Here is a 24,828-nt window from a genome sequence, read left to right on the forward strand (position 1 = left end):
GCCGTTGTCGTCGGTGCGCGACTTTCTCCGGCAAAAAACTAGAACTTGTTTCAGTTTTGGCGTAGCGTTCGAAAAGTGAGCCGAATCGGAGATTTCACCGACGAAGACGTGACCGCCTGGGTGCTCAAGTCGCCCGACATCGGCACGGCCATGGCGGGTTTTACTAACGCCGTCTACACCAAGGGGCGCTTGCCATTACGGGTTCGTGAGCTGGCCCGCGTGGTCATCGCACTCGACAACGAGTGCGTCGTGTGCCAGAACACCCGCGATTCGGCTGCCGAGGCGGCCGGTGTCGACGAAGACCTCTACAACCATGCCGGCGTGTGGCAGACCTGGCCGGGCTACTCCGAGCAGGAGCGCATCGCCGCCGAGTTCGCCTACCGCTTCGCGTCCGACCACACCGGGCTGCGTGACGACGAGGACTTCTGGGCCCGCGCCGCAGAACATTTCAGCGACGAGCTGCTGACCGACCTGGCGCTGTCGTGTGCCATGTGGCTCGGCATGGGCCGCATGCTGCGCACCCTCGACATCGGTCAGGCCTGCAAGATCACCCTCTAGACCAACCCGGTCGCGTCGAAGATCCACGACATGTCAGCGGTGGCGAAATTCTCCAGCCAGGACGGCGGGGCGAAGTTCGACAGCGCGCCCATGTCCCAGTAGTCCTTCCACAGCGTCACCTTGCCGTTCTCGACGCGGTGCACGGTGACGAACTTGAGGATCGCGGATTCCCCGGTCTCCCAATGCCATTCCTCATGGTGCTCGTACATGGCGTCGGCGCCGTTGGTCAGTAACAGGCCGTCGAAGTTCTCATATGAGGCCAGCGGCTCCAGGCCGATCTTGAGCCGCTTGACGATGTCCTCGGGCCCGCGCGCGGCGGCGGCCGGCCCCACCGGCATGTCCAGGTAGATGCAGTCGTCGGACACGAAATCCTTCAGCCGCTCCCAATCGCGCGCCGACAGCGCCTGCCACAGACCGTGGACCGTATCCTCAACCGACACTGGCGAACTCACCTTCCTTGGCGACGGGCAGAGCAGGGGTCTGACGGGCGAACCGCAGGAAGCGGCCCGTGCGGGTGGTGCCGACCAGATCGGTCGGCACGCCGTCGCGGACGACCTGCCGGCCGCCGACGAACACCGCGGCGACGGTGGCGTCGTTGCGGTTGACCATGCGGGACAGCCCGCCGTACTGCTCGACGGGGTCCTCGGCGTAGGCGTCGAGCGAATCGTCCAGCCGCTCGGGGTCGATGACGACGAGGTCGGCGCGGTCGCCGACGCGCAGATGCCCGGCGTCCAGGCGGTACCAGTCGGCGAGTTCACCGGTGAGCCGGTGCACGGCCTGCTCGACGGACAGGAAGGGCGTACCGGCGCGCTCGGCGTCGCGCACGTGCCGCAGCAGGCGCAGGCCCATGTTGTAGAAGGCCATGTTTCGCAGATGCGCACCGGCGTCGGAGAAACCCAGCTGGATGCCGGGGTCGCGGGCCAGCTTCTTCAGCACCTCGGGGCGGTGGTTGGAAATCGTTGTGCGCCAGCGGACATCGCGGCCGTATTCGAGCACCAGATCGAGGAAGGCATCGACCGGATGCAGCCCGCGGTCGACGCCGACCTGACCGAACGTCTTGCCGACGAGGGATGCGTCGGGGCAGCCGACGATCTCGGCGTCGAAGAAGTCGCGGTGCCACACGCGTACGCCGAACTTGTTCTCGTAGTCCTTGCGGAACTGGCGACGGTACTCGTCGTTGCGCATCAGGTCGTTGCGCTCGACCTCGTCGCGCAGGTGCAAAGCCGCTGCGCCCGAACCGAATTCCTCGAACACCACGAGATCGATGCCGTCGGCGTACACCTCGAACGGCACCGGCAGGTGCTGCCACCGGAAGTTGCCGCCGAGCTTGTTCACCAGCCGGGCGACCGGACCCATGATGGTGATGGCGTACGGGTTGGCCTTGATGTCGGCGGCCGACAGCAGGCTGGTCTTGAGGTTCTCACGGAACAGGCCGAGCGACTGGGCCAACTGCGACACCAGGTTCAGTGGGTTCTGCAGGTCCGGACCCGACTGCAGGATGCGGCCCGAGCGACGCAGCTGTGTCTTGAGCCGGTGGAGCTCGCGCGCCTTGGCATAGGTGGACGGCAGGGTGCGGGACCGGCAGGTGTCGCCGTCGATCTTGTCGAAAAGCAGCTGTTGCGAAGACATTCCGACGAATCCGGCCTGCAGCGCGGCCGCCAGCATCTGCTCCATCTCGGCCTGCTCGCCGCGGGTGGGACGCACGTCCTTGCGGGTGGCGCGGTCCAGACCCATGACGGCGGTGCGCATGTCGGAGTGACCGATGAATGCGGCCACGTTCGGCCCGAGCGGCCGGTCCTCGAGCGCGGTGACGTAACCCTCTGCGGTGTCCCAGGTCTTGTTCTCGTCGACGGCGGTGATGACGTGGTCGCGCGGGATGGCCTCCACCCGGCCGAACAGGTCACCGGCGTCCTCACCGCCGACGTGCACCGTGGACAGCGAGCAGGAACCGAGCATCACGGTGGTCACGCCGTGCCGCAGCGACTCGGCCAGGCCGGGGCCGGCCAGCACCTCGACGTCGTAGTGCGTGTGGATGTCCAACAGGCCGGGCGTCACCCATTTGCCGGTGGCGTCGACGACGTTCGGGCACCCGGTGTCGTCCAGGTCCACGCCGATCGCCACGACGTGTCCGTCGCGAATTCCGATGTCCCGGACCGCGGAAGGCGCGCCGGTTCCGTCGAACCAACGGCCGCCCGCGATGATCGTGTCGAACGTCGTTGCAGAGGTCACCTAGCTATAGAAGCGTGCCGGTCAGGCCCATGTCAATGAAAAAGTGAACACTTTCCAAAAAATGTCTACTCGTCCTGGGGAAACCTTGTGACGACGCTCAGGATCAGGGCGGATACTGGCTCGGGTGACCCCCTTGCAGCGGTACATCGCCGAGGAAATCGCCACCGACCACGTCGACGGATTGCTGTCCCGTCGTGAGGCGCTGCGCAGGCTCGCGCTGCTGGGCGTGGGCACTGCGGCCGCCAGTGCGCTGATCGCGGCATGCGGTGAGAATCGAGGGCCCACCGCGGCCACCACATCCAGCACGACGTCGGGCAAGCCGTCGATCGCGCCCGGGCCACCGCCCGGTATGGAGAACGCCATCCAGCCCGAACCGATCACCTGGGCCGACGGCAAGCTGCAGGGGTCCTGGGCCGCGGCCGCCCAGCCGCGCGGTGCCGTCCTGGTGATCCACGAGAACAAGGGCCTGACCGATTGGGTGCGGTCGGTCGTCGGCCGCTTCGGCGGTATCGGGTACTCGGCGCTGGGCATCGACCTGCTGTCGGCGCAGGGCGGCACCGCGGCCTTCACCGATCCGGCCGAGGCCACCGCGGCGCTGGGCAAGATTCCGCCGGACCAGTTCATCGCCGACCTGCGGTCCGGGCTCGACGAACTGCAGCGGCGGGCGCCCGGCATGAAGCTCGCGGTGCTCGGATTCTGCTTCGGCGGTGGGCTCACGTGGCAGCTCCTGGCCGCCGGCGAGCCGAGGCTGGCGGCGGCGTTGCCGTTCTACGGTCCGCTGCCCGACCCGCACGACTTCGCCGGCTCGAAACAGGCTGCGGTGCTGGCCTTTTACGGCGCCAAGGACGCGCGCGTGACGGCGAGCAAGGACGCCGCGGCAGCCGCGCTCGAGCAGGCCGGCATGGTCCATCAGATCGTCGTCGAGCCCGACGCCGATCATGCGTTCTTCAACGACTCGGGCCAGCGGTACAACCCCACCGCGGCCGCCGACGCCTGGACACAGACGCAGTCCTGGCTGCAGAGGTACCTGGCATGACGACGACGCGCATCCCGGCTCTGCTCGTGGCAGCGGCGCTCGCCACGGCAGTGACCGCGGCGTGTTCGGCTCCGGCCCCGGCACCCAACAGCACCCCGACAACCAGCGCCGTACCGGTGACCGGTCCGGTGCAGGGGCCGGCCATCACCATCACCGCGCTCAACTTCGGCGACCCGCTGACCGTGCCGCCCGGCGCGAAGATCACCGTCGTGAACAGCGACGACGTCGCGCACACCGTGACGTCAAAGGTGAAGGGGCAGTTCGACGTCAAGGTCGGCGGCAATGCGCAAGCCACCTTCACCGCACCCACGGCACCGGGCCGCTATCCGTACTACTGCGTGTATCACCCCGGGATGGTCGGTGTCCTGATCGTCCAGTAACCGGTCAGCGCGGCGGCGTCCAGCTGACCGGCAGGCGCTTGATGCCGTGGATGAACTGCGACCACAGCCGGTCGGGCTCGTCGGTGGCCGTCAGGTCGGGCACCCGGCGGTGAATCTCCTCGAACGCCACGGCGATCTCGCGGCGGGCCAGGTTCGCGCCCAGACAGAAGTGTGCGCCACCGCCGCCGAAGCCCAGGTGCGGATTGGGGTTGCGGTGCACGTCGAACAGCCAGGGCCGGTCGAATTTCGCCTCGTCGCGGTTGGCCGAGCCGTACCACAGCGTAACCTTCTGCCCGGCTTGCATTTTCACGCCGCTCAGCTCGAAGTCCTGCGTCAAGGTCCGGCGCATGTAGACGACGGGGGAGGCCCAGCGGATGATCTCCTCGACGGCGGTGGGCGCCACCGCGTCGTAGTCGGCCCACCACTGGTCCCGCTGGTCGGGGAATCGGCTCAGCGTCAGCACGCCGTGGCTGATCGCGTTGCGCGTCGTCTCGTTCCCCGCGACCACCAGCAGGATGAAGAATGACGCCACCTCGCTCGAGGTCAGTCGTTCGCCGTCGACCTCGGCCTGCACCAGGGCCGTGGTCAGGTCGTCGTGGGGATTGCTGCGCCGATCATCGGCCAGGGCGGTGGCGTAGGCGCCGATGTCCATGGCGCACCGGAAGAACTCCTCGTAGTCGGTGGTCAGATCGGGATCGCCGAACCCGAGAATGATGTTGGTCCAGTGGAAGATCCGTTCGTGATCCGGCTCCGGGATGCCCATCATGTCGCAGATGATCTGCAGCGGCAGGGGACCGGCCAGGTCGGCCACGATGTCGCCGTGCCCGTCCGGGTGCCGCTCGATCATGGACTCGACCAGGCCGCGGGCCCGGTTGCGCACCGACGCCTCCGTCCGCGCCACCACTTTCGGGGTGAACGCACTGCGCACAATGTTGCGCAGTCGCGTGTGCCGCGGGTCGTCCATGACGATCATCGAGCCGAAATACTCGGCCAATTCCGGCGTTTGTTCAGGGATCGTGATGCCGTCGGCGGAGCTGAAGATGTGCGGATGACGGCTGGCGAAGAACACGTCGTCGTACCGCGTCAACGCCCAGTGGCCGGGGCCCGTTTCGAACCCCTCCTGGGCCAGCTCGCCGTGGAAGGCGATGGGTGCCTCGCGCCGCAGCGTGGCGAACGCGCCGTCCCGGATCGCATCGCGCCGGCCCCAGAACTTGATCGAACCGAGGTCGATGTCGGACAGTGCGAGGTCCGCCGGGGGTACGCCGTTCTCGAGTAACGCGATGGCCATCTTCGGAGCGTAAAGCCCGGCTGTACCGCACCGCGGGAGAATCGGCTGCGAACATTCCGTTGGACGTGATAGTTCCTTGTGGTGCGCAACCCACATGCAGGACAACCATTTACGACCTCCGACGAGGACATCGCCCGTGCCCTGATGGACGTCAGCATCCCCACACTGATGCTGTCGCTGGTACACATGTCCGGTGATCCCGAGCTGATCCGCGGTGCGCTGCGCCCTGCCGGACTGTTCCTCAACGAGGTCCAGGGCTACATGTCCGAGGACGACAAGGCAGCGGTTCGCACCCTGGCCCTGAAGGTGATCGCCGACTACCGCGACCGCGGCTGCCCGGAGCCGGAGCCCATCGGCGCCGAGCTGCTCAAGGAGATGATGGAGTGGCTGGTCTGCGAACCGGTGCCCGACGAGTACGTGCCGATGGTGCTGGAGGAGATGGAGCTCGACGGGCGGGATGTGCGGGCCGGTGCGGCCGGCCGTGAAGCCGAATCGGCCGCGGATTTTCCGGTGCTTGTCATCGGCTGCGGCGAGTCCGGACTGCTCGCCGGTATCCGCTTGAAAGAGGCGGGGATTCCGTTCAGCATCATCGAACGCGGTGCCGGTGTCGGCGGCACCTGGTGGCACAACAGCTATCCCGGCGCCCGGGTCGATGTGGGAAATCACTTCTACTGCTACAGCTTTGAACCCAGCGACCACTGGACGCAGTTCTTCGCCGAACAACCTGAACTGCAGGCCTATTTCGAACGCATCCTGGACAAGTACGGAATCCGCCCACACGTCCGGTTCGAAACCGAGGTCACCGGCGCGACGTGGGACGAGGCGACCGCGACATGGCAGGTGGTGGTGCGCACGCCGGACGGGACGGCCGAGACGGTGTCGGCACGGGCGGTGATCAGCGCCGTCGGGCAACTCAATCGTCCTTACCTGCCGTCGATCTCGGGGCAGGACGACTTCGACGGTCCGTCGTTCCATTCGGCGGAGTGGGATCACGATGTCGACCTCACCGGCAAGCACGTCGCGATGGTCGGCGCCGGTGCCAGCGGGTTCCAGATCGCGCCGTCGATCTCCGGAAAAGTCTCTTCGCTCAACATTTTTCAGCGAACCGCGCAGTGGATGTTCCCCAACCCCAACTATCACGCAATGGTCGGCGACGGCGTCAGATGGGCGCTCACGCACCTGCCGTTCTACGGCCGCTGGTACCGCTTCCTGTTGTTCTGGCCCGGTTGCGACAAGGGCCTGGCCGCGGCCCGCGTCGATCCGGACTATCCCGATCAGCAACGCGCGGTCAGCGAGATCAACGACGTCACGCGAATCATGTTCACCGAGTGGATCAAAGGCCAGATCGGTGACAACCCGGACCTGCTGGCCAAGGTCATCCCGGACTACCCGGCGACCGGCAAACGGACGTTGCAGGACAACGGCAGCTGGCTCCAGACGCTCACGCAGGATCACGTCGAGCTGATCCGGACGCCCATCGCACGTATCGAACGCGACGCCGTCGTGACGGCCGACGACCGGCGCCATCCCGCTGATGTGATCGTCTACGCCACCGGCTTTCACGCCGGAAAGGTGCTGTGGCCCATGACCATCGTCGGCCGCGACGGCCGTGTACTGGGCGAGCAGTGGGGTGAACGGCCGACCGCGTATCTCGGCATCACCGTCCCGGGATTCCCGAACTTCTTCTGTATGTACGGGCCTGGCACCAATCTCGCCAGTGGCGGCAGCCTGATCTTCCATTCGGAATGCCAGATGCGTTACATCTCAGAATGTTTGGACCTGTTGTTGACCGGCCACGGGAACTGGATGGAACCGCGGCCCGAGCGGCTGGATGACTGGGTGCAGCGCAGCCAGGCCGAGATGCGGACCATGGTGTGGTCGCAGCCGTCCGTGCGGCACTCGTTCTACAAGAACGCCGACGGCGACATCTACACGCTCAGCCCGTGGCGCCTGGTCGACTACTGGACCTGGACGCGCAATGCCGACCCGGAGGACTACACCTTCGGGTGAACCGACGCGCGGTCAGTTGTTGACGGATTCGTCGTACGGCAAGTCGTGCCGGACGACGCGCACCTGGCCGCGCGGCAGGCATGCGGCGTAGCCATGGCGCTTGCCGTAGAGCTCCCAGGAGGTGTGCTCCTGGTCGGTGGGCACGTCGATCCGGTGTCCGTCCGCGAACGCCAGGTGCAGGCTGCCGTTGTCGTCCCATTCGGCGTGCGTGCACTTCTGGCCGGCGAAATCGAACAACGGCCGTTCCTGCTTGCGCACGTCGGCCGGATTGATCGCAACGACTTCCTGCGGGTCGGTCTCGGTGGCCGGCAGGGTCAGTGCCAGGGGCGCCGAGATGACGAGCTCGTTGTAGTCCTCCAGGTCCAGCACCAGTCCGTCGCGGAAGGAGATCCGCTGCACTGCGCATCCTTTTATCCACTGTTCGGTCATAACCCACTGTGTTACGACCTGGCCCGGCGCGCAACAACGCGCAACGTCTGGTGGGTCCGGGTGGCCGGGAACAGTGAGCGCTACCGGTTGACGAGGGGGAAGGCCAGCGCGCAGCCCGATTCCATGGAGTGCGTCCAGGCGTCCTGCTCGGCGGAAGCCCGCAGGTGCCGGGGGCGCGCGGTCCAGCCGCAGGTGCACGTCGCATAGGAGCAGCCGAGCCCGCGAACATGTACGCCCACCTCGTCATGCGACACGACGGTGGGTGGGGTGAGGGGCGGTGCCGTCATCATGCTGACCTCCTGGCCGGTCTTGTCGACAATTCTCGCGCCGCCGCATCACAGGAACCAGCAGCGACAGGTCACAACTAGGCCAACGCCGCGCGGTCGTCCGGCCCCGGCGGTTCGCTGCCACGCCGACCGGCCGGCGTGAAGATGGCAAATGCTGATAACGGTTTGAACACAGGGCAGTCGGAAGCTGGCAAATCATCGCAGGTCGGTGGCCTGCGGACGGGTGCCCTGTGGCCCAGGTAACGGGTAAGGTCAGCGGTCAAAGGGTGGCTTTTCTCACCACGATTCCGGATAGTTTTCGCCCGCCCAAGCGCGCGTCATCGCGGATCGTGCGGCGCCACCATGCGGTTTTGAAGGGGTTGTTTGCGTGGACGCGGTGCTCGGTTTGGCCATGACTCCGTCGTCCATCGGCTTGGTGCTGGTCGAGGGCAATGACGTCGACGGGTTCACCATGGACCACGACGCCGTCGAGATCATGAACTCCGGGGACGCCACCGCTGCAGTGCTGCGCAGCGAGGCGCGGGCGGCGACGCGCGGGTTGCGGCTCAAGTCGATCGGACTGACGTGGAGCGACGACGCCGACGTCGAGGCCTCGATGCTGATGCAGTCGCTCTCGGATTCCGGTTTCGACAATGTGGTGCCGGTGCGCTTCCCGGAGGCCAACGAGGCCGTGGCCCGCGGCATCGCGGACGCATTGGGCTGTGGGACGACGGCGGTGTGCACCATCGAGCCGGAATTCGCGATCACCATGATCGTGCATGCGGCCAGCGGCGCCGTCCACACGGCCGTGAACCACTCCATCGGCTCCAGATCGGTGCTGACCAGCTGGCTCAGCTCCGTTTTCGCTCGCGCGGACTGGCAGCCGGAGGCGCTGGTGGTCATCGGATCCGCCGGCAACTTCGAGGCGATTCTGCCGGGCCTGCAGGACGCGCTCTCGGTTCCGGTCTTCACCCCGGAAGAAGCAGACTTGGCGCTGGCCCGCGGTGCGGCGCTGGTGTCCGTGCGATCGGGCGAATCCGACCTGTCCGAGCCGTACTTCTTCGGCGACGAGCCCCGCCCGGACGAATGGGCCGGTCAGGATTTCGGCTGGGACCCGACCTTCGATCCATTCGAGGCCGCCGCTGCGTTCGAGCGCAACGCGGTGGTGCCGGTGGGACGGCATCGGTCGGGCAATTCGTCGCGGTGGCAGCAGGTCTCGAGCTCGCCCGCGCTGCCCCTGACCATGCTGGCCGTCGGGTCGACGGCCTTCGTGGCGTCCGTGTCGATGGCCGTCACGCTGCAGTTCCTGCCCACCCGTGGCGCCGCGTCGACGTCCGTCACCAAGAGCCCGCGGCCCGCTGCCGCCGAGCAGGCAGTGGCGCCCGTCCAGCCTCCTACGGTCCACGTCGTGCCCGCCGCCGAGCCGTCTGCCGACGTGTCGGCACCGGTCGAGGCACCGCTGTCGGATGCACCGATCCTCGAACCACAGCCGGCTCCCGCCGTCGAACCGGACCCGGCAGCACATCCCGAGGGTCAGCCGTCCGCCGCCACGGACATCCCGCCGGCGGAAATGCCGTCGAATTCGGTCGCCGTCGCGGTGCCCGCGGAGGCCCCGGCTCCGGCAGCTCCCGTCGCTCCGGCACCCACCGATGCGGCCCCGCCGGCCGAGCCCGCCGCGCCGCCGCAGTAAACCCCGAGGTCGAACCGCGTCGGCCGGGCCGACGGCGTGCGGCTAACGAAAGTAACGCCGCCGCCGAACTACGATATGTAGTGAACGTATCTCGGACCTGAGGATGGACCCCTTGCCCAAAACTGTGCGTTATGCGCTGGCCGTTGCCGCATCTGCGGTGATGATGCTGAGCGGCTCCGTGGGTGCTGCTGTCGCGGCATTGCCCGAGTCCCTTCCGGTCGCGATGATCACGCCAGGCAGTGGTGCCGTGGTCGGTGTCGGGATGCCCGTCACGGTGACCTTCAGCCAGCCGGTCGCGGACCGGGTGCGCGCCGAACGCACCATCGAGTTCTCGTCGCCGAAGATGACGAAGGCGCCCGCCGGTACGTTCGCCTGGCTGGCCGACAACCGCGTGCAGTTCACGCCCAGCACCTACTGGCCTGCGCACTCATCCATCAAGGTGTCGGTCGGCGGGGCCAAGCAGTCGTTCGAGACCGGGTCGGCCACGCTGGGAGTCGCGAGCATCAGCGGACACACCTTCACGGTGAGCATCGACGGCCAGGTCGTGAAGACCATGCCGGCATCGATGGGCAAGCCGAAGCACCCGACACCGGTGGGGTCGTTCACGGCGCTGGAGAAGCAGAACCCCGTCGTCATGGATTCGCGGACCATCGGCATCCCGCTCAATGACCCCGAGGGTTACAAGCTGACGGTGTACAGCGCCGTGCGAGTCACCTGGGGTGGCGTCTACGTGCACGGCGCGCCGTGGTCCGTTGGGCAGCAAGGCTATTCGAACGTCAGCCACGGCTGCATCAACCTGAGCGCCGACAACGCGTCCTGGTACTACAACCAGGTGAACATCGGCGACCCGATCATCATCAACTCGTAGACCGCAGCGCCTGCGCCGTCGCGTCGTCGGCGGGCAGGAATGCTTCGATGCTCAATTCCACGGCGGTCAGGTCCAGCGCCGTGCCGAAGGTGGTCACGGTGCTGAGGAAGGTCAGCACCTGGCCGTCCGGGCCGTCGATCTCCAGCGGTACCGCGACGCCGCCCAGATCGGACGATTCGACGTTTCCACCGGGGTAGGCCTCGATCTCGGTCAACAGGTCGTGAAGTTGGGCCGACGCACTGCTGGCCACCTCGCGCCGTAGCCGCCCGATCACGTGGTGGCGCCACTGTCCGAGATTGCGGATCCGGGGCGCCAACCCGTCCGGATGCAGCGAAATGCGAAGGGCGTTGGGCGATTTCAGCAATGGGGGAGCCACGCCCTCGAGCAGCACCACGATGCCGGCATTGCCGGCCACGATGTTCCACAGGTGGTCGACGGCCAGGCACGGGAACGGCTCATACGCGGCGAGCACGCGGTCGATCCCGGTGCGCACCGCGCTCATTTCTGGGTCGTCGAGTGCCCGCTCGGCGTACACGGGCGCGTGCCCGGCGGCCAGCAGCAGCCGGTTCTGTTCTCGCGCAGGGACATTCAGCACACTGCCGAGTTTGAGTACCATGGCCCGGCTCGGCGTCGAACGGCCGGTCTCGATGAAACTGAGATGGCGCGCGGACACGTCGGCCTCGATCGCCAGGTCGAGCTGGCTGATGCGCCGCCGTTGCCGCCACTGCCGCATGAGGGTTCCGAACGGTTGCGGCGAGTGCGGTGGGGCAGTGGTAGCGGCGGTCACGCTCTCCAGTGTCGCGGCTGCAGGTCTCGGTGGCGACTACCTGTCAGGTAATTGCGGCAATTACCTGATGGGGACAGGCTCGAATCGGCCGGCAACGCACCAGGAGGCGATCGAGATGCGCACGACCCACCCCGCAAGCGAACCGTCGACGAAGGCGCCGCCGATCTGGCTGCGGGCGGTCATGGCGGCCGACCGAACCGGATCGGCCTGGTACGTCGGTACCGGTTTCTTCTTCGCGCCGGCGTTGCTGGTGGTCTCGCCGTGGCCGGCGCTGACCACGGTGCTATGGGTGATCATCTCCGTCACCGGGTTGTGGCTCGGCCTGCTCGGCGTCGCGATGGCGACCGGCCTGGCGATGGTGCTGCGCTCCGGCCAGGAGTTGTCCGACGATTACTGGCAGTCGCTTCTGGACTACCCGGATCGGCCCAAGGTCACTGCGCAACAGCTGGTTTCGCGTTAGCGCCGGTGTAGTCGACCTGCCAGTGCTTGATGCCGTTCAGCCAGCCGGACCGCAGTCGCTCCGGCTCGCTGAGCGGACGCAGGTCGGGCATGTGGTCGGCGATCGCGTTGAACATCAGGTCGATGGTCATCCGGGCCAGGTTCGCCCCGATGCAGTAGTGCGCGCCGGTGCCGCCGAAGCCGACGTGCGGGTTGGGGTCGCGCATGATGTTGAACGCGTACGGGTCGTCGAACACTTCCTCGTCGAAGTTGGCCGACCGATAGCACATCACCACCCGTTGGCCCTTCTTGATCGGCATGCCGCCGAGCTCTGTGTCCTGCGTTGCTGTGCGCTGGAACGAGGTGACCGGGGTGGCCCAGCGGACGATCTCGTCGGCGGCCGTCGCGGGACGTTCCCGCTTGAACAGTTCCCACTGGTCCGGGTGCTCGGCGAAGGCCATCATGCCCTGGGTGATGGTGTTGCGGGTGGTCTCGTTGCCGGCCACCGCCAGCAGGATGACGAAGAATCCGAACTCGTCGTCGGAGAGCTTGTGGCCCTCGACGTCGGCCTGGACCAGCCGGGTCACCAGGTCGTCGCGCGGGTTGGCGCCCCGATCGGCGGCCATGGCCATGCCATACATGATCAGTTCGACCGACGCGGTGATGGCGTCGTTGCCGGCGAATTCGGGATCCATGTCGCCGACCATCTGATTGGACCAGTCGAACAGCTTCTTGCGGTCTTCCTGTGGCACGCCCATCAGGCCGGCGATCGCCTGCAGCGGAAGCTCACAGGAGACCTGCTCGACGAAGTCGCCGTAGCCCTTGGCGGCGGCCTCCTGCGCGATCTGCTGTGCCCGCTTGCTCAGTTCGTCGCGCAGCAGTTCGATGGCCCGCGGGGTGAACATCCGCGAGATGATCTTCCGTAGGTGGGTGTGATGTGGCGCGTCCATGTTCAGCAGCACGAACTTGCCGCGCTCGATCTGTTCGGTGACGGTGCCGTCCTGGTACCGGGGGATGGCCGTCTTCTCCTGGCTGGAGAACACGTCGCTGCGACGCGACACCTCCTTGACATCCTTGTGCCGCGTCACCACCCAGTAGCCACCGTCATCGAAACCGCCCTTGCCCATGGGCTGTTCGTTCCACCAGATCGGCGCGACCTCCCGCAGTTCGGCGAGTTCGGCCACCGGCAGCCTCTGGGCGTAGATGTCGGGGTCGGTGAAGTCGAATCCAGCTGGGATGTTGGGTGCCGACATGTGGCGCTCCTCACTCTGCAACGTGTTTCAATTTAGTACCGCGTGGAGGTCGGGGCCGCAAGGTTATGCCGATAATTCGGCTCAGATTCTGGGTGAATGCCGATGGCTGCCGATTTGCCGAGCACTATTCGTCGTAGCAATTCCGGCGCGTGAGCCGTCGTGGGGGCCAAGTCCGCGAGCGGGGATTCGTACGGCCGCACCAGATTGATCCGGCAATTTCCCAGCAATACCGCAGTCACCTGTAGCACCATTGGTTACCGGACATGCACGGGAGGGCTTCAGATGAGGATCCTTGGCGACGCCAGAATCCGCGCCGTAGGGCTGGCCTGCGCAGCGTTGCTGCTGCCGATCGGGTCGGCCGCGGCCGCATGGGCCGACGACGCCGCGCCCGATACCAAGTCCGGTGACAGCTCGGCGGTCGATCTCGCGGCGGCCCCGATCGACCCGCCGCCGCCCGTTGCTCCCAAGCCGGTGCCGGCCGGCAAGCCGGTCCCGGTGGCGAATGCCACCCCTGTGCCGCACCTGTCCAGCCCGGAGAATCTGCCGCCGTACACCACGAGCACCGCGGAAGGGTCCCAGGACACCGACCAGCTGTCGTATCTGCGCGACGTCTGGCATGCCGTCCAGGAGCGCGAGATCAGCCCCAAGCAGGCCCTCGTGCTGCTGGCGCAGCGCCCCATGGACGCTGACGCAGCACCTCCCGCGGGCATGCCGGCCGGGCCGCAGGCGCAAGCGCCGGTCCGGCCGCCGGCCCCGGAAGCGCCTGCCCCTGTGGACGTTCCGCCGCCCCCGGAGTAGCTAGGCCGTCAGCGCTTCGATCCGGGCCGGCACGTGTTTGTGCCATGGGGTGCCCGCGAACTCATCGCGCCAGTCGGCCGAGGTCAGGTTGTTGGGGGCCACGCCCGGCACCTGCTGTTCGCCGTTTGCGTCGGTGAAGTCCAGCCCGAAACCGTTGGGCAGCGAGGCATGTCCGGGCAGCATGACATCGGTGACCTCCACCGAGGCTTCCGCGCTGCCGGCCGCGGTGGTGATCCGGGCGCGGCCACCGTCGACCAGGCCCAGCGCCGCGGCGTCTTCGACGCTGACCCGCAGTGCGCCGTCGGCGTCACGCTTGCGCCAGCCGGGATCGCGGATGATGTCGTTGGCGGTGAACGCCCGGCGCTCGCCGGCCGACAGCACGATCGGATAGTCATCGGAGATCAGCGGCGGTCGATCGGTGGCGAGCGCGCCGAGTTCGGAGAGCATCTCGGGGATCTCCAAGGCGATGCGCCGGTCGCTGTGGCTGACCAGGTTCCAGTCGTCCTCGTACTCGTGCACCGTGAACGTCACCCCGGACCGGCCTTCGAGGATGGCGGTGAACAGCGCGTTGCCGTCGGCATGGCCGGCCCGGCGGACCGCATCGGGATAGGTCATCGCGGCTTTCTGGGCCAGTCCCCACAGCGCTGCCGCACCGGCCAGGCCGTCCGGCAGCGCCGGGCCCAGGGTTTCGTACAGCACATAGGGCAGCACCCTGCCCAGCGCCGGGTTGGCGCCCACTGCGCTGAAGAATGCCCCGAGGTAGGCGTCGAGGCCGTCGCGGGCGGCCCGGCGCAGCGGGTCGAGTTCCGCGTCGTCGACGACGCCGAGCGCGCGCACCAGCCGAGCCCAGATCTCGGGTTCGGGCAAGGTGCCGGGCAGCGGCGTCATCAGGGCGTGCCGCAGGTGAAAGGTGTTGTGCGGGAACTCGAGATTGAAGAACGTCGCTTCGGGCTTCTCGAACTGGCTGGCCGCCGGCAGCACGTAGTGGGCCAGCCGCGCGGTCTCGGTCATCGCGACATCGACGACCACCAGCAGTTCCAGCGCCCCGAGCGCGTCGCGCACCGCGGCCGAGTCGGCAATGGAATGCGCGGGGTTGCTGCTCTCGACGATCATCGCCCGGAACCGGTCCGGATGGTCGGTCAGGATCTCCTGCGGCACCACGTTGGACGGCAGCAGCCCGGCGATGATGGGAGCGCCGGTCACCGGCGAGCGGCCGACGCCGCCCGCCGCGAACAGCGGCGCGAATGACGAATGCAGGTGCTGCCCACCGCGTTTGGCGAAGTTGCCGGTCAGGATCCACAACATCTTGTTCAGATAGGAGACCAGCGTGCTGTTCGGCGCCTGCTGAACGCCGAGGTCCTCGAACACCGAAACGCTTGCCGCACCGGCAATCCGGCGGGCAGCGGCGCGCAACAGCTCGGCGTCGACGCCGCAGCGCTGGGCGAAGTCGTCGACGTCCACTGCGCGTAGCGCGTCGCGAACCGGCTCGACACCGGTGACATGCTCGGTGAGAAACGCCTCGTCGCAAAGGTCTTCCTGGACCAGAACCGCGGCCAGCGCGCTGATGCACCAGGCATCGGTGCCGGGCCGCACCCGCAGGTGGAAGTCGGCCATCTTGGCGGTGTCGGTTAGTACCGGGTCGATGACGATCATGGACCGCTGCGGATCCTTCGCGATGTCCTGCAGCACGGTGCGTGCGCGCGGGAAACTCTGCGACATCCACGGGTTCTTCCCGACGAACACCGACACCTCGGCGTGCTCGAACTCGCCGCGGGTATGTCCGCCGTAGAGCTGTGCGTCGACCCAGAACTCGCCGGTCTTCTCCTGCGCCAAGGCGTTTGACCGGTACCGGGCGCCGAGTGCCTTGAGGAAGGCGCCGCTGTACGCGCCGCCCAGGTGATTGCCCTGGCCACCGCCGCCGTAGTAGAAGATCTTGTCGCCGCCGTACTCGTCGCGGACCCGCGAGAACCCCTCGGCGATCTCGGAAATCGCGGTGTCCCAGTCGATTTCCTCGTAGCTGCCGTCCGGCCGGCGGCGCATCGGCGAGGTGAGGCGGCTGCTGTTGTTCTGATAGTGATCCAGGCGCAGTGCCTTGTTGCACGTGTAGCCCTGCGAGGCCGGATGCGCCTTGTCGCCACGGATTTTCGACAGCGTGCGGCCGTCGAGCTGCACGACGATGCCGCAGTTGCACTCGCACAGGATGCAGGCAGTGGACTGCCACTCCTGGGTTTCGGTCATGACGACGCCTTCCGTTGTGTTGTCGCGGCAGACACGAGGGCGCGTAGCTGCCGATGCACGAGGTCCAATGGGTTGGTCGAGCCGGTGGTACGGGCCACCAGGACGGCGCCTTCGATGGCGGTGGTGGCGAGCATGGCCAGCTCGGCGGCTTGTTCGGGGGCGGCTCCGTCGGCCTGCAACTGCACTTCGAGTTGGTCGAGCCAGCGGGTGAAGGCTGCGGCGGCCCGTTCGATCACGGGCGGGTTGTCGGCCTCGACGGCGACTGCGACCACCGGGCAACCGGCCCGGAATCCGCTGTCGGTCAGTTGGGTGCGGAACCCGTCGATCAGCACGTCGAGCGCTTCGAGTGCCGTGCCGGCCTTGGCGATCCGGCGGGCGACGTGATCGCTCGCGAAATCGATTGCCTCGCAGAGCAGTTGGGTCCGACCGCCGGGGAAGTGATGGTAGGCCGAGCCGCGCGGCGCTCCGCTGTGGGCGAGCACGTCGGCGATCGCCGTCGAATGCGCGCCCCGCTCGCGGATGAGCAATGCCGCAGAAACGATCATGCGGTCACGCGGGCTGGCCATGGCTGCGGTCCCTTCGCCGATATGTATGCAACCATACATAATCGGCAGGCAGGGGTCTATGCCGGCGCGCGGCCTAACTGATCGACAGCCAGAGCGCCAGGAACGCCGACATGCTCGTCAGGCACCACAGATGGTCGCGGCAGATGGACCGGGCCAGCCGCGACTGCTCGGCGAGCGTCCCGGTCCGGTGCCCCAGGGTCACGGCGTGCCGGACGGTGCGCAGCAGCGCCAGCAGCACCGGCCCACCGGCAAGAACAGCCGAGAGCGCCAGCAACCATCCGGGCGCCGCCCCGCGGACAGCATGAAAAGCCAACGCCGCCAATAGGATCACCATCACGGCGGCGATCACCAGGCTCATCGGGCGCGATGCTGTGGTGGCCCGGTGGTAGTAGGCGGCGATGGACGCCAGCACGGGTTCCGGCACGTCGGCCGACCTGCGATGGCGGAGCACCTGAACATCGAAGATCAGGTCCATCCACAGGACGGCGATCAGGAACCCGCTGCCGGCGGCCTCGATCACACGGACGCGGCTTCGTTCAATTCCTCGAGCCGGCCGGTGGCCTCCAGGTACTCCTGCACCCAGCGCTCGATCACCGCGGACGTCTTCTCGACCTTGGTGAACTGGCCGACCACCTGGCCGACGGGGTTGAACGCGACGTCGACGCTCTCGTTCGGGTACTTGTGCGTCGCGGCGACGGCCATGCCGGAAACCATGTACTGCAACGGCATTCCGAGCGGCTTCGGGTTGCCTTCCTGCTCCCAGGCCTCGGTCCAATCGTTGCGCAGCATGCGCGCCGGCTTGCCGGTGAACGACCGGCTGCGCACGGTGTCCTTGCTGCTCGCCTTGGCGTACGCGGCGTGCTGCTGCTCGGAGTGTTCGCTCTCTTCGACCATCACCCACTGCGAACCGGTCCACGCGCCCTGCGTGCCGAGGGCGAGTGCCGCGGCGATCTGCTGGCCGCTGCCGATGCCGCCGGCGGCCAGCACCGGTACCGGCGCGACCTCCTTGACGACCTGGGGCCACAGCACGATCGAGCCGATCTCACCGCTGTGTCCACCGGCCTCGCCACCCTGGGCGATGATGATGTCGACGCCGGCATCGGCGTGCTTGCGGGCCTGTGACGGCGAGCCGCACAGTGCCGCCACCTTGCGGCCCTCGGCATGAATGTGGTCGATCATGTCCTTGGGCGGCGTGCCCAGCGCATTGGCGATCAGGGTGCACTTCGGGTGCTGCAGAGCGACCTCGACCTGTGGGGTCGCGGTGGCCTCGGTCCAGCCGAGCAGCTGCAGGGCGTCGTCGTCGCTGTGGTCGACCGGCACGCCGTGGTCGGCGAGGATCTTCTTCGCGAAGTCGAGGTGTTCCTGCGGTACCAGGGCGTTGAGCTGCTTCTTGAGCACCTCGGGATCCAGGTCGACCTGGTCCATGCCCTCGTACTTGTTGGGGATGACGATGTCGACGCCGTAGGGGTGGTCGCCGATGTTCTCGTCGATCCACTTCAGCTCGATCTCGAGCTGCTCAGGAGTGAAACCGACGGCGCCCAGGACGCCGAATCCGCCGGCTTTGCTGACTGCCACGACCACGTCGCGGCAGTGGGTGAAGGCGAAGATCGGGTATTCGATGCCGAGTTGATCGCAGAGAGCGGTGCGCATAGGAGTTCCTTGTGCTGGTGCCGAAGCCGTAGTGGCAAAACTGAAACGTGTTCTAATTTAGTACCGCGTGACAGTCCGGCGCGCAAGGCCACGCGCGCATTGGGGCCCAGATTCGGGGCGAATACCGTTCCTGACGGTCAGCGCCGCACTAGTCGTCGTAGCCAACCGGTCCGGTGGCCGGATGGGGCTGCCGCGCGCACCACCGTCCAGCCGAGGCGCTCCGCTTCGGCGGCCAGCCCGGGACGCGGATTCACCGGAATCGGGTGCCCCACGGCGTGCATCAGCGGCAGGTCCTCGTCGCCGTCAGCGTAGAAGTAACTCTGTTTCAGGTCAACAGAATTGGCCTGGCTGAACTCCGCGACCGCGGCGGCCTTGCGGTGGCCCCAGACGATGGGCCGGACGATGTCACCGGTGAGGGTGCCGTCGCCGTCGACGGTGAAGTGGTTGCAGATGACGTGCTCGACACCCAGGTAGCGGGCCAGCGGCATGACATGCATGGTCAGCGCCGACGAACTGAGCACCACCGTGTGGCCCGACCGCTGATGGGCACCCACGATCTCGCGCATCGTCGGGAACATCCTGGCCTGGACGTGGCTGTGGAACAACTGCTCACCGAGTGACTCCTGCTCGGCCAGCGACTCGCCCCGCATATAGCCGGCGGCGCGAATCAGCAGTCGCTCGAACTCCATGCGGCGCAACTTGTATCGCACGGTCGCCTCGAGGATGCCGGTCAGTTCGCCGAAGGCGGCCTGCCGCTGCCGGAACCGGTGCGCGGCGTGGACCGTCGCGATGAAACCGGACACCAGCGTGCCGTCGACGTCGAAGAAGGCACCGACGTTCGAGCTCGTCGCGCCACGGTCATCGGCGTCGATCGCAGTGATCGGCCCCGTGATCGGCCCGGCGTTCGGCGCAGACATGTTCCCAGTATGCCGGGATGCCCGGCTGCCCATCGGCCGGGCGGTAGCCTGACCCGTCATGGGACGCGTGGACGGCAAAGTTGCACTGATCACTGGTGGCGCACGGGGGATGGGTGCGGCGCACGCCCGCATGCTCGTCGCCGAGGGCGCCAAGGTCGTCATCGGCGACATCCTCGATGAACCGGGCGAGGCGCTGGCCACCGAGCTCGGTGACGCCGCGCGCTACGTGCACCTCGACGTCACCGACGCCGACCAGTGGACCGCCGCGGTCGCCACCGCGACCGAGCAGTTCGGTCTGCTCAACGTCCTGGTCAACAACGCCGGCATCACCGCCCTCGGCAAGATCGGCGAGTTCGACATGGCCAAGTGGCAAAAGTGCATCGACGTCAACCTGACCGGCACCTTTCTCGGCATGCAGGCAGTGGTCGCGCCGATGCGGGAGGCCGGCGGCGGTTCGATCATCAACATCTCGTCCATCGAGGGCATGCGCGGCGCGACGCTGCTGCATCCGTACGTCGCGTCCAAGTGGGCGGTGCGTGGGCTGACCAAGTCCGCGGCCATCGATCTGGGCAAGGACAAGATCCGGGTCAACTCGGTGCTGCCCGGCTTCATCCGCACGCCGATGACCAAATATTTCCCCGACGACATGATGACCGCGCCGCTGGGCCGGCCCGGGCAGGCCGATGAGGTAGCGACCTTTGTGGTGTTCCTGGCCAGCGACGAATCGTCGTTTGCCACCGGCAGCGAGTTCGTCGTCGACGGCGGTCTGACGACCGACGTGCCGCACAAGTTCTGACCTCAACGTTTCTGGAACTACCGGTCTGACGGGGCACAATGAGGAGCCCCCACATCGCGTATCCCCCTTGTTGAAGCGCGTTCAGATCCGGAGGGAGCAGGGCTATATCAACCGAGTTGCGCCGCGGTGCAGTGCTGGGTGCTGTCATTTTCCTGGTGCTGCTGTTCGCCTGTACCGGTGATCTGCCGCGCCTGCTGAGGCCCATGAGCCCGGCCGCCGAGGTCGAGTTGGCGCAGGGTTGGCAGCTGGCCTCGGCGCAGGGCCTGGCGGCCACCGGAGCGCAGCTCAGCACCGACGGGTTCGGCGCGACCGGTGCCGGCTGGCACCAGGTGCGGCACATGCCGGCGACGGTGCTGCAGGCGCTCGAGGACGACGGCACCTACCCGGACCTCTACTACGGCGACAACCTGCTGACCAAAGTGCCGCAGGACCTGTACAAGCAGGACTGGTGGTACCGCACGACGTTCGTCGCGCCGGCCGGGCACTCGACGTACCGGCTGAACTTCCCTGGCATCAACTACCGGGCCGAGATTTGGCTGAACGGGCACCGGATCGCCGACAGCGGGCAGATCGCCGGCATGTACGTCGACCACACCCTGGATGTGTCGAAGTGGATCGATCGCGGCCGGGCCAACACGCTCGCCGTCAAGGTCACCCCGGAGCGGGCGCTGCAGGATGTCGACGGCGTGGAGTTGGCCGACAGCTGGTTCGACTGGATCAACTGGAACTACCTCGGCTACCAGGGACCGGGGAAGAACCCGGCCAACGGCAATTCGTTCGTCGCGGACCGCAATGCCGGCATCCTCAAACCGGTCACCCTGAAGATGTCCGGCGATGTGGCGATCACCGATGCCACCGTGAACAGCCAGCTGCCGTTGCCGCGTACCGACAGCGCCCAGCTGAGCGTCCGGTCCGGCCTGACCAACTACTCCGACCAACGGGTCAACGGCGTCGTGCGGGCGACCATCACCCGTGCCGGTAAGACGGACATCGAGATCGAGCGACCGGTCTCGCTCGGGCCGGGGGAGAGCCGTGACGTCACCTTCAGCGCAGGCGACTACGAGGCGCTGCGGATCGGCAATCCCGACCTGTGGTGGCCGTACACGATGGGCAAGCCCGACCTCTACGACCTGCGGGTGCAGTTCCTGCAGTACGGCCAGACCACTGACGAGTTGAAACAGCGGTTCGGCATCCGCTCCATCGAGCAGGGCCGCGACGGCAGCGAGGAGTTCCCGCAGCTGGGTTCGGGCGGCAACTTCTATCTGAAGGTCAACGGCCGGGACTTCCTGGCGCGCGGGGCGACCTACACTCCCGACCTGCTGTACCGCGACGATCCCGACCGCGACAACGCGATCCTGCGCTACGTCAAGGATCTGGGTCTGAACATGATCCGGATGGAATCCAAGATTCCCGGTGCGCGCTTCATCGAGCGGGCCGACGAACTGGGCATCCCGCTGATGGTGGGCTGGATGTGCTGTAACCAGTGGGAGAAATGGCCACAGTGGAACCAGGAGGCTCACCGGGTCGCGCAGGACAGTCTGCGCTCGCAGATCCTGATGCTGCGGTCACATGCGTCGGCATTCGTCTGGGCCAACGCCAGCGACGGGCACCCGCCGGCCGACATCCTGGCGCAGTACCACGACATTCTGCGAAAGTTGCACTGGCAGAACGCCGTTGTCGACACGGTGTCGTCGTACACCACCGATTCGTCGGGTAACCGGCTGTGGGACGGCATCCAGATGGCCGGCCCGTACACCTGGCGGGCGCCCGCGTACTGGTTCGACGGCAGCTACGCCGCCGCCCGGGGAGCGTCGGCCGAGCAGGGCGACAACGAGCACATCCCGCCGTTCGCGAGCCTGCGCAAGTTCATTCCGCCGGACAAGCTCTGGCCGATCAACGACATGTGGTACTTCCACGCCGGTTCCAACCCCGGTAACGAGGCCCTGGCGAGCATCCGCACCGCGATCGTCCAGCGATACGGATCATCCACTGGCGCTGAGGAATTCGCGCGCAAGGCACAGCTGGCCCACTACGAGGCGACCCGGGCCCAGTTCGAGTCGTTCGCCGCTCTGGGCTGGGCGGACCGCAAGATGACGATCTACTGGATGCTCAACAACCACTGGCCGTCGTTCTTCGGCAACATCTTCGACTACTACCTACGGCCCGGCGGTGCGTACTACGGAGCCAAGAAGGGCCTGCAGCCGCTGTCGGTCACGTTCGACTCGTACGCCACCGGCGATCACAGCACCGCCAAGGTGAGCATTGTCAACCAGAGCCCGGAGAACGTCGTCGGGCTCCGCGTCCGTACGCGGGTGTACGACATCAACGGGACCATGCGCGACGACCGCATCAGTGACCCGTACGACGTGGTCTCGGGCGCCGCCGCGGTGGCCCTGACGCTGCCGCGGGTGGTGCCCGATTCCCGGGTCTTCTTCGTCCGGGCCGAGCTGGTGAACCCTGCCGGCGCGGTCATTGCGAACAACGACTACTGGCAGTCGCAGCAGGACGACATCGGCGAACCGGGCAAGGACGTCGCGTTCGAGCTGCACCAGACCGCATGGGCCGACATGACGCCGCTGAACTATATGCAGAAGGCCCGGCTCGACGTCAGCGCCGCCGGTTCGATGAACGATGCCGGCCAGCAGGTCGTCGACATCACGTTGCGCAACCCGACCAAGCAGGTCGCGTTCTTCGAGCGGGCAGAGCTGACCTCCGCTCCGGACGCCGACGAGATCCTGCCCATCGAGTACAGCGACAACTACGTCACCGTGTATCCGGGGGAGACCGCCCATGTTCGCGGGCTGGTGCCGAAACCGGGTGTGAACGCGGGCTGGGTCCGGGTCGGTGGCTACAACACGCCGCCGGTGACAGTCCCGGTTACGGGCGGCTCCAGGCCGTCCGACTCGGCGGACGCCGCAGCGCGGGCCGCGGTGACCGACCCGGGTTTGGCCGAGCCGGACGTCCGGCCCGCGGCGCCCGACGCGGTACCGCGGGTCCCGCGGCCCGGCGCATGAGACATGATGAACGCACAGACGAAGGAGAAGCTGATGGCCCACGAGGTGGCTGACGAACGTTCCGCACTCGCCGCATACACCGCCGAAAAGGGGTGGCAGCGCCGTACGGACGACCGCGTCGATATCTACCTGCGTGGCGCGTCCCGGGTCCGGGTCATCTGGCAGGGTGACCACGCGATCAGCGGCAGCTCCCGCTTCCAGGACGACATCATGGAGACCTACACGCGCGACCTCGACACCGTGCGCGCCTGGCTGGCGGGCTGACTCAGTCCGCAGTACCGTCCGGCACCGTCGTACTGTGATCGCCATGGGTGTGCGTGCGGGCATCGTGGTGACCGGGACCGAAGTTCTCACCGGGCGGGTCCAGGATCTCAACGGGCCGTGGCTGGCGGATCAGTTGCTGGAACTCGGCGTGGAACTCGCCCACATCACCATCTGTGGCGATCGGCCCGAAGACATTGAGGCCCAACTGAATTTCCTCGCCGGCCAGGGCGTCGACTTGATCGTCACCAGCGGCGGTCTCGGACCGACGGCCGATGACATGACCGTCGCCGTGGTCGCCAAGTTCTGTGGCCGCGAGCTGGTGCTCGACGAGCCGCTCGAGGAACGCATCGCAGAAATCTTGCGGTCCTTCATGGGCCGGTTCCCGGGCGCCGACTTCGACGCGGTGCGCGCGGCCAACCGCAAGCAGGCGCTGGTGCCCAAGGGTGGGAGCGCCGACGGCGTCGAGATTCTGGACCCCGTGGGTACGGCGCCGGGCGTCGTGGTCACCCGGGCCGGGGGCGGGCCGACGGTGATCGTGCTCCCCGGGCCGCCCCGCGAACTACGGCCGATGTGGCACCGCGCCATCGAGACGGCGACGGCCCAGCGGGCGGTCGCCGGGCGCACCATCTACCGGCAGGAGACCATCCGGATGTTCGGCCTGCCCGAGTCCGGGCTGGCCGAAACCCTGCGGGATGCGGAAACCCTGGTGCCCGGTTTCGCGGGCCTGGAGATCACCACGTGTCTGCGCCGCGGCGAGCTGGAGATCGTCACCCGCTATGAACCCGACGCCGCCGAGAGCTACCGGCAACTGGCCGCGCTGCTCCGCGAGCGCCATCCGCGGGACGTCTACTCCGAGGACGGAACCTTGGTCGATGACCAAGTGGCGCAACTGCTTTCGGGCCGCACCATCGCGACCGCCGAGTCGTGCACAGCCGGCCTGCTCGCGGCCCGGTTGGCCGACCGGCCCGGCTCGTCGGCCTACCTGGCCGGTGGCGTCGTGTCGTACTCGAACGAGGCCAAGGCCGAGCTGCTCGGCGTCGATCCCGCATTGATCGCCACCCACGGTGCGGTATCCGAACCGGTCGCCGAGGCCATGGCGGCCGGCGCGCTGCGGCGATTCGGTGCCGACATCGCCGTGGGCATCACCGGCATCGCCGGTCCCGGCGGCGGCAGTGAGGAAAAGCCGGTCGGCACAGTGTGTTTCAGTGTGGGCCTGGCCGACGGCACGACCCAGACGCGGACAATTCACCTGCCGGGTAACCGGGCGGATATCCGTGAGCGGTCGACGACCGTTGCGATGCACATGCTGCGCCGGGTGCTCAGCGGTCTGCCCGTCAGTGTCTGACGGAGCAG

Annotated in this window: 24 protein-coding genes; 12 read left to right on the forward strand and 12 right to left on the reverse strand. The window is 67.2% G+C overall.

What is annotated here, in order from left to right; genetic code table 11:
* The first annotated feature begins 75 nt into the window (after positions 1 to 75).
* On the forward strand, positions 76 to 558 hold the full coding sequence (locus tag TL10_RS20270; protein ID WP_043392181.1) for a carboxymuconolactone decarboxylase family protein: 483 nt from the start codon (positions 76 to 78) through the stop codon (positions 556 to 558).
* Here TL10_RS20270 and TL10_RS20275 read toward each other — a convergent pair.
* Together TL10_RS20275 and TL10_RS20280 are read right to left on the reverse strand one after the other, a co-directional pair.
* Positions 555 to 998 carry a nuclear transport factor 2 family protein gene (locus TL10_RS20275; RefSeq protein ID WP_020100212.1) on the reverse strand — a complete coding sequence of 148 codons (444 nt, stop codon included), beginning with the start codon at positions 996 to 998 and terminating at the stop codon, positions 555 to 557. The genes TL10_RS20270 and TL10_RS20275 overlap by 4 nt on opposite strands.
* Entirely contained in the window at positions 988 to 2,787 is a 1,800-nt protein-coding gene (locus TL10_RS20280) for an N-acyl-D-amino-acid deacylase family protein (RefSeq protein ID WP_043987039.1), read from the reverse strand. The genes TL10_RS20275 and TL10_RS20280 overlap by 11 nt, the downstream gene beginning before the upstream one ends.
* 124 nt (positions 2,788 to 2,911) lie before the next feature.
* Between TL10_RS20280 and TL10_RS20285 the strand changes: the two genes are divergently transcribed.
* The gene (locus TL10_RS20285; RefSeq protein ID WP_043987040.1) at positions 2,912 to 3,823 is read left to right on the forward strand and encodes a dienelactone hydrolase family protein; all 912 of its coding nucleotides are present in this window, start codon (positions 2,912 to 2,914) and stop codon (positions 3,821 to 3,823) included.
* Positions 3,820 to 4,203 (forward strand): cupredoxin domain-containing protein, encoded by a 384-nt coding sequence (locus TL10_RS20290; RefSeq protein ID WP_043987041.1) that lies wholly within the window; start codon positions 3,820 to 3,822, stop codon positions 4,201 to 4,203. Before TL10_RS20285 ends, TL10_RS20290 begins: the two co-directional genes overlap by 4 nt.
* 4 nt (positions 4,204 to 4,207) lie before the next feature.
* On the opposite strand, the gene TL10_RS20295 is transcribed toward TL10_RS20290, so the two are convergent.
* Entirely contained in the window at positions 4,208 to 5,491 is a 1,284-nt protein-coding gene (locus TL10_RS20295; protein WP_043987042.1) for a cytochrome P450, read from the reverse strand.
* 81 nt (positions 5,492 to 5,572) lie between these two features.
* Between TL10_RS20295 and TL10_RS20300 the strand changes: the two genes are divergently transcribed.
* On the forward strand, positions 5,573 to 7,501 hold the full coding sequence (locus TL10_RS20300) for a flavin-containing monooxygenase (RefSeq protein ID WP_043987076.1): 1,929 nt from the start codon (positions 5,573 to 5,575) through the stop codon (positions 7,499 to 7,501).
* Between the two features lie 12 nt (positions 7,502 to 7,513).
* On the opposite strand, the gene TL10_RS31000 is transcribed toward TL10_RS20300, so the two are convergent.
* Positions 7,514 to 7,930 (reverse strand): DUF6188 family protein, encoded by a 417-nt coding sequence (locus TL10_RS31000; RefSeq protein ID WP_043392166.1) that lies wholly within the window; start codon positions 7,928 to 7,930, stop codon positions 7,514 to 7,516.
* Between the two features lie 80 nt (positions 7,931 to 8,010).
* Complete coding sequence (locus tag TL10_RS20310) at positions 8,011 to 8,217, reverse strand: hypothetical protein (RefSeq protein WP_234711495.1); 207 nt, start codon at positions 8,215 to 8,217, stop codon at positions 8,011 to 8,013.
* Positions 8,218 to 8,584: 367 nt separating this feature from the next.
* Here TL10_RS20310 and TL10_RS20315 point away from each other — a divergent pair, with 367 nt between their 5' ends.
* The gene (locus TL10_RS20315) at positions 8,585 to 9,886 is read left to right on the forward strand and encodes a DUF7159 family protein (RefSeq protein WP_052506481.1); all 1,302 of its coding nucleotides are present in this window, start codon (positions 8,585 to 8,587) and stop codon (positions 9,884 to 9,886) included.
* A 160-nt stretch (positions 9,887 to 10,046) separates the two neighbouring features.
* Positions 10,047 to 10,754: a L,D-transpeptidase gene (locus tag TL10_RS20320; RefSeq protein ID WP_081936594.1), complete on the forward strand. Its 708-nt coding sequence runs from the start codon at positions 10,047 to 10,049 to the stop codon at positions 10,752 to 10,754.
* Here TL10_RS20320 and TL10_RS20325 read toward each other — a convergent pair.
* Positions 10,744 to 11,487, reverse strand: coding sequence for a helix-turn-helix domain-containing protein (locus TL10_RS20325; RefSeq protein WP_043987046.1), 744 nt, complete (start codon positions 11,485 to 11,487; stop codon positions 10,744 to 10,746). The genes TL10_RS20320 and TL10_RS20325 overlap by 11 nt on opposite strands.
* 169 nt (positions 11,488 to 11,656) lie before the next feature.
* Between TL10_RS20325 and TL10_RS20330 the strand changes: the two genes are divergently transcribed.
* Entirely contained in the window at positions 11,657 to 12,001 is a 345-nt protein-coding gene (locus tag TL10_RS20330; protein ID WP_043987080.1) for a hypothetical protein, read from the forward strand.
* On the opposite strand, the gene TL10_RS20335 is transcribed toward TL10_RS20330, so the two are convergent.
* On the reverse strand, positions 11,973 to 13,232 hold the full coding sequence (locus tag TL10_RS20335; RefSeq protein WP_043987047.1) for a cytochrome P450: 1,260 nt from the start codon (positions 13,230 to 13,232) through the stop codon (positions 11,973 to 11,975). The two genes, TL10_RS20330 and TL10_RS20335, sit on opposite strands and share 29 nt — an antisense overlap.
* Before the next feature lie 282 nt (positions 13,233 to 13,514).
* Here TL10_RS20335 and TL10_RS20340 point away from each other — a divergent pair, with 282 nt between their 5' ends.
* Complete coding sequence (locus TL10_RS20340) at positions 13,515 to 14,030, forward strand: hypothetical protein (RefSeq protein WP_043987048.1); 516 nt, start codon at positions 13,515 to 13,517, stop codon at positions 14,028 to 14,030.
* Here TL10_RS20340 and TL10_RS20345 read toward each other — a convergent pair whose 3' ends face one another.
* The 5 genes from TL10_RS20345 to TL10_RS20365 all read right to left on the reverse strand — a co-directional run bounded on the left by TL10_RS20345 (position 14,031) and on the right by TL10_RS20365 (position 19,401).
* On the reverse strand, positions 14,031 to 16,268 hold the full coding sequence (locus TL10_RS20345) for a molybdopterin-dependent oxidoreductase (RefSeq protein ID WP_043987049.1): 2,238 nt from the start codon (positions 16,266 to 16,268) through the stop codon (positions 14,031 to 14,033).
* Positions 16,265 to 16,834 (reverse strand): TetR/AcrR family transcriptional regulator, encoded by a 570-nt coding sequence (locus TL10_RS20350; protein WP_043987050.1) that lies wholly within the window; start codon positions 16,832 to 16,834, stop codon positions 16,265 to 16,267. Before TL10_RS20350 ends, TL10_RS20345 begins: the two co-directional genes overlap by 4 nt.
* A gap of 73 nt (positions 16,835 to 16,907) precedes the next feature.
* The gene (locus TL10_RS20355) at positions 16,908 to 17,309 is read right to left on the reverse strand and encodes a hypothetical protein (RefSeq protein WP_043987081.1); all 402 of its coding nucleotides are present in this window, start codon (positions 17,307 to 17,309) and stop codon (positions 16,908 to 16,910) included.
* Between the two features lie 41 nt (positions 17,310 to 17,350).
* Positions 17,351 to 18,484 (reverse strand): nitronate monooxygenase, encoded by a 1,134-nt coding sequence (locus TL10_RS20360; RefSeq protein ID WP_043392144.1) that lies wholly within the window; start codon positions 18,482 to 18,484, stop codon positions 17,351 to 17,353.
* A 137-nt stretch (positions 18,485 to 18,621) separates the two neighbouring features.
* On the reverse strand, positions 18,622 to 19,401 hold the full coding sequence (locus tag TL10_RS20365; RefSeq protein ID WP_081936565.1) for an HAD family hydrolase: 780 nt from the start codon (positions 19,399 to 19,401) through the stop codon (positions 18,622 to 18,624).
* 58 nt (positions 19,402 to 19,459) lie between these two features.
* On the opposite strand from TL10_RS20365, the gene TL10_RS20370 reads away from it, so the two are divergent.
* The 4 genes from TL10_RS20370 (at position 19,460) to TL10_RS20385 (ending at position 24,820) form a co-directional block, all read left to right on the forward strand.
* Positions 19,460 to 20,197 carry a glucose 1-dehydrogenase gene (locus TL10_RS20370; protein ID WP_043987051.1) on the forward strand — a complete coding sequence of 246 codons (738 nt, stop codon included), beginning with the start codon at positions 19,460 to 19,462 and terminating at the stop codon, positions 20,195 to 20,197.
* Between the two features lie 131 nt (positions 20,198 to 20,328).
* A complete protein-coding gene (locus TL10_RS20375; protein WP_052506482.1) occupies positions 20,329 to 23,211 on the forward strand; it encodes a glycoside hydrolase family 2 protein in 2,883 nt (960 codons plus the stop codon).
* A gap of 6 nt (positions 23,212 to 23,217) precedes the next feature.
* Positions 23,218 to 23,475: a hypothetical protein gene (locus tag TL10_RS20380; RefSeq protein WP_390892799.1), complete on the forward strand. Its 258-nt coding sequence runs from the start codon at positions 23,218 to 23,220 to the stop codon at positions 23,473 to 23,475.
* Positions 23,476 to 23,518: 43 nt separating this feature from the next.
* Complete coding sequence (locus TL10_RS20385) at positions 23,519 to 24,820, forward strand: competence/damage-inducible protein A (protein ID WP_452297015.1); 1,302 nt, start codon at positions 23,519 to 23,521, stop codon at positions 24,818 to 24,820.
* The last annotated feature ends 8 nt before the right edge of the window (positions 24,821 to 24,828 follow it).

Source organism: Mycolicibacterium llatzerense (assembly GCF_000878195.1).
Taxonomy (GTDB): Bacteria; Actinomycetota; Actinomycetes; order Mycobacteriales; family Mycobacteriaceae; genus Mycobacterium; species Mycobacterium llatzerense.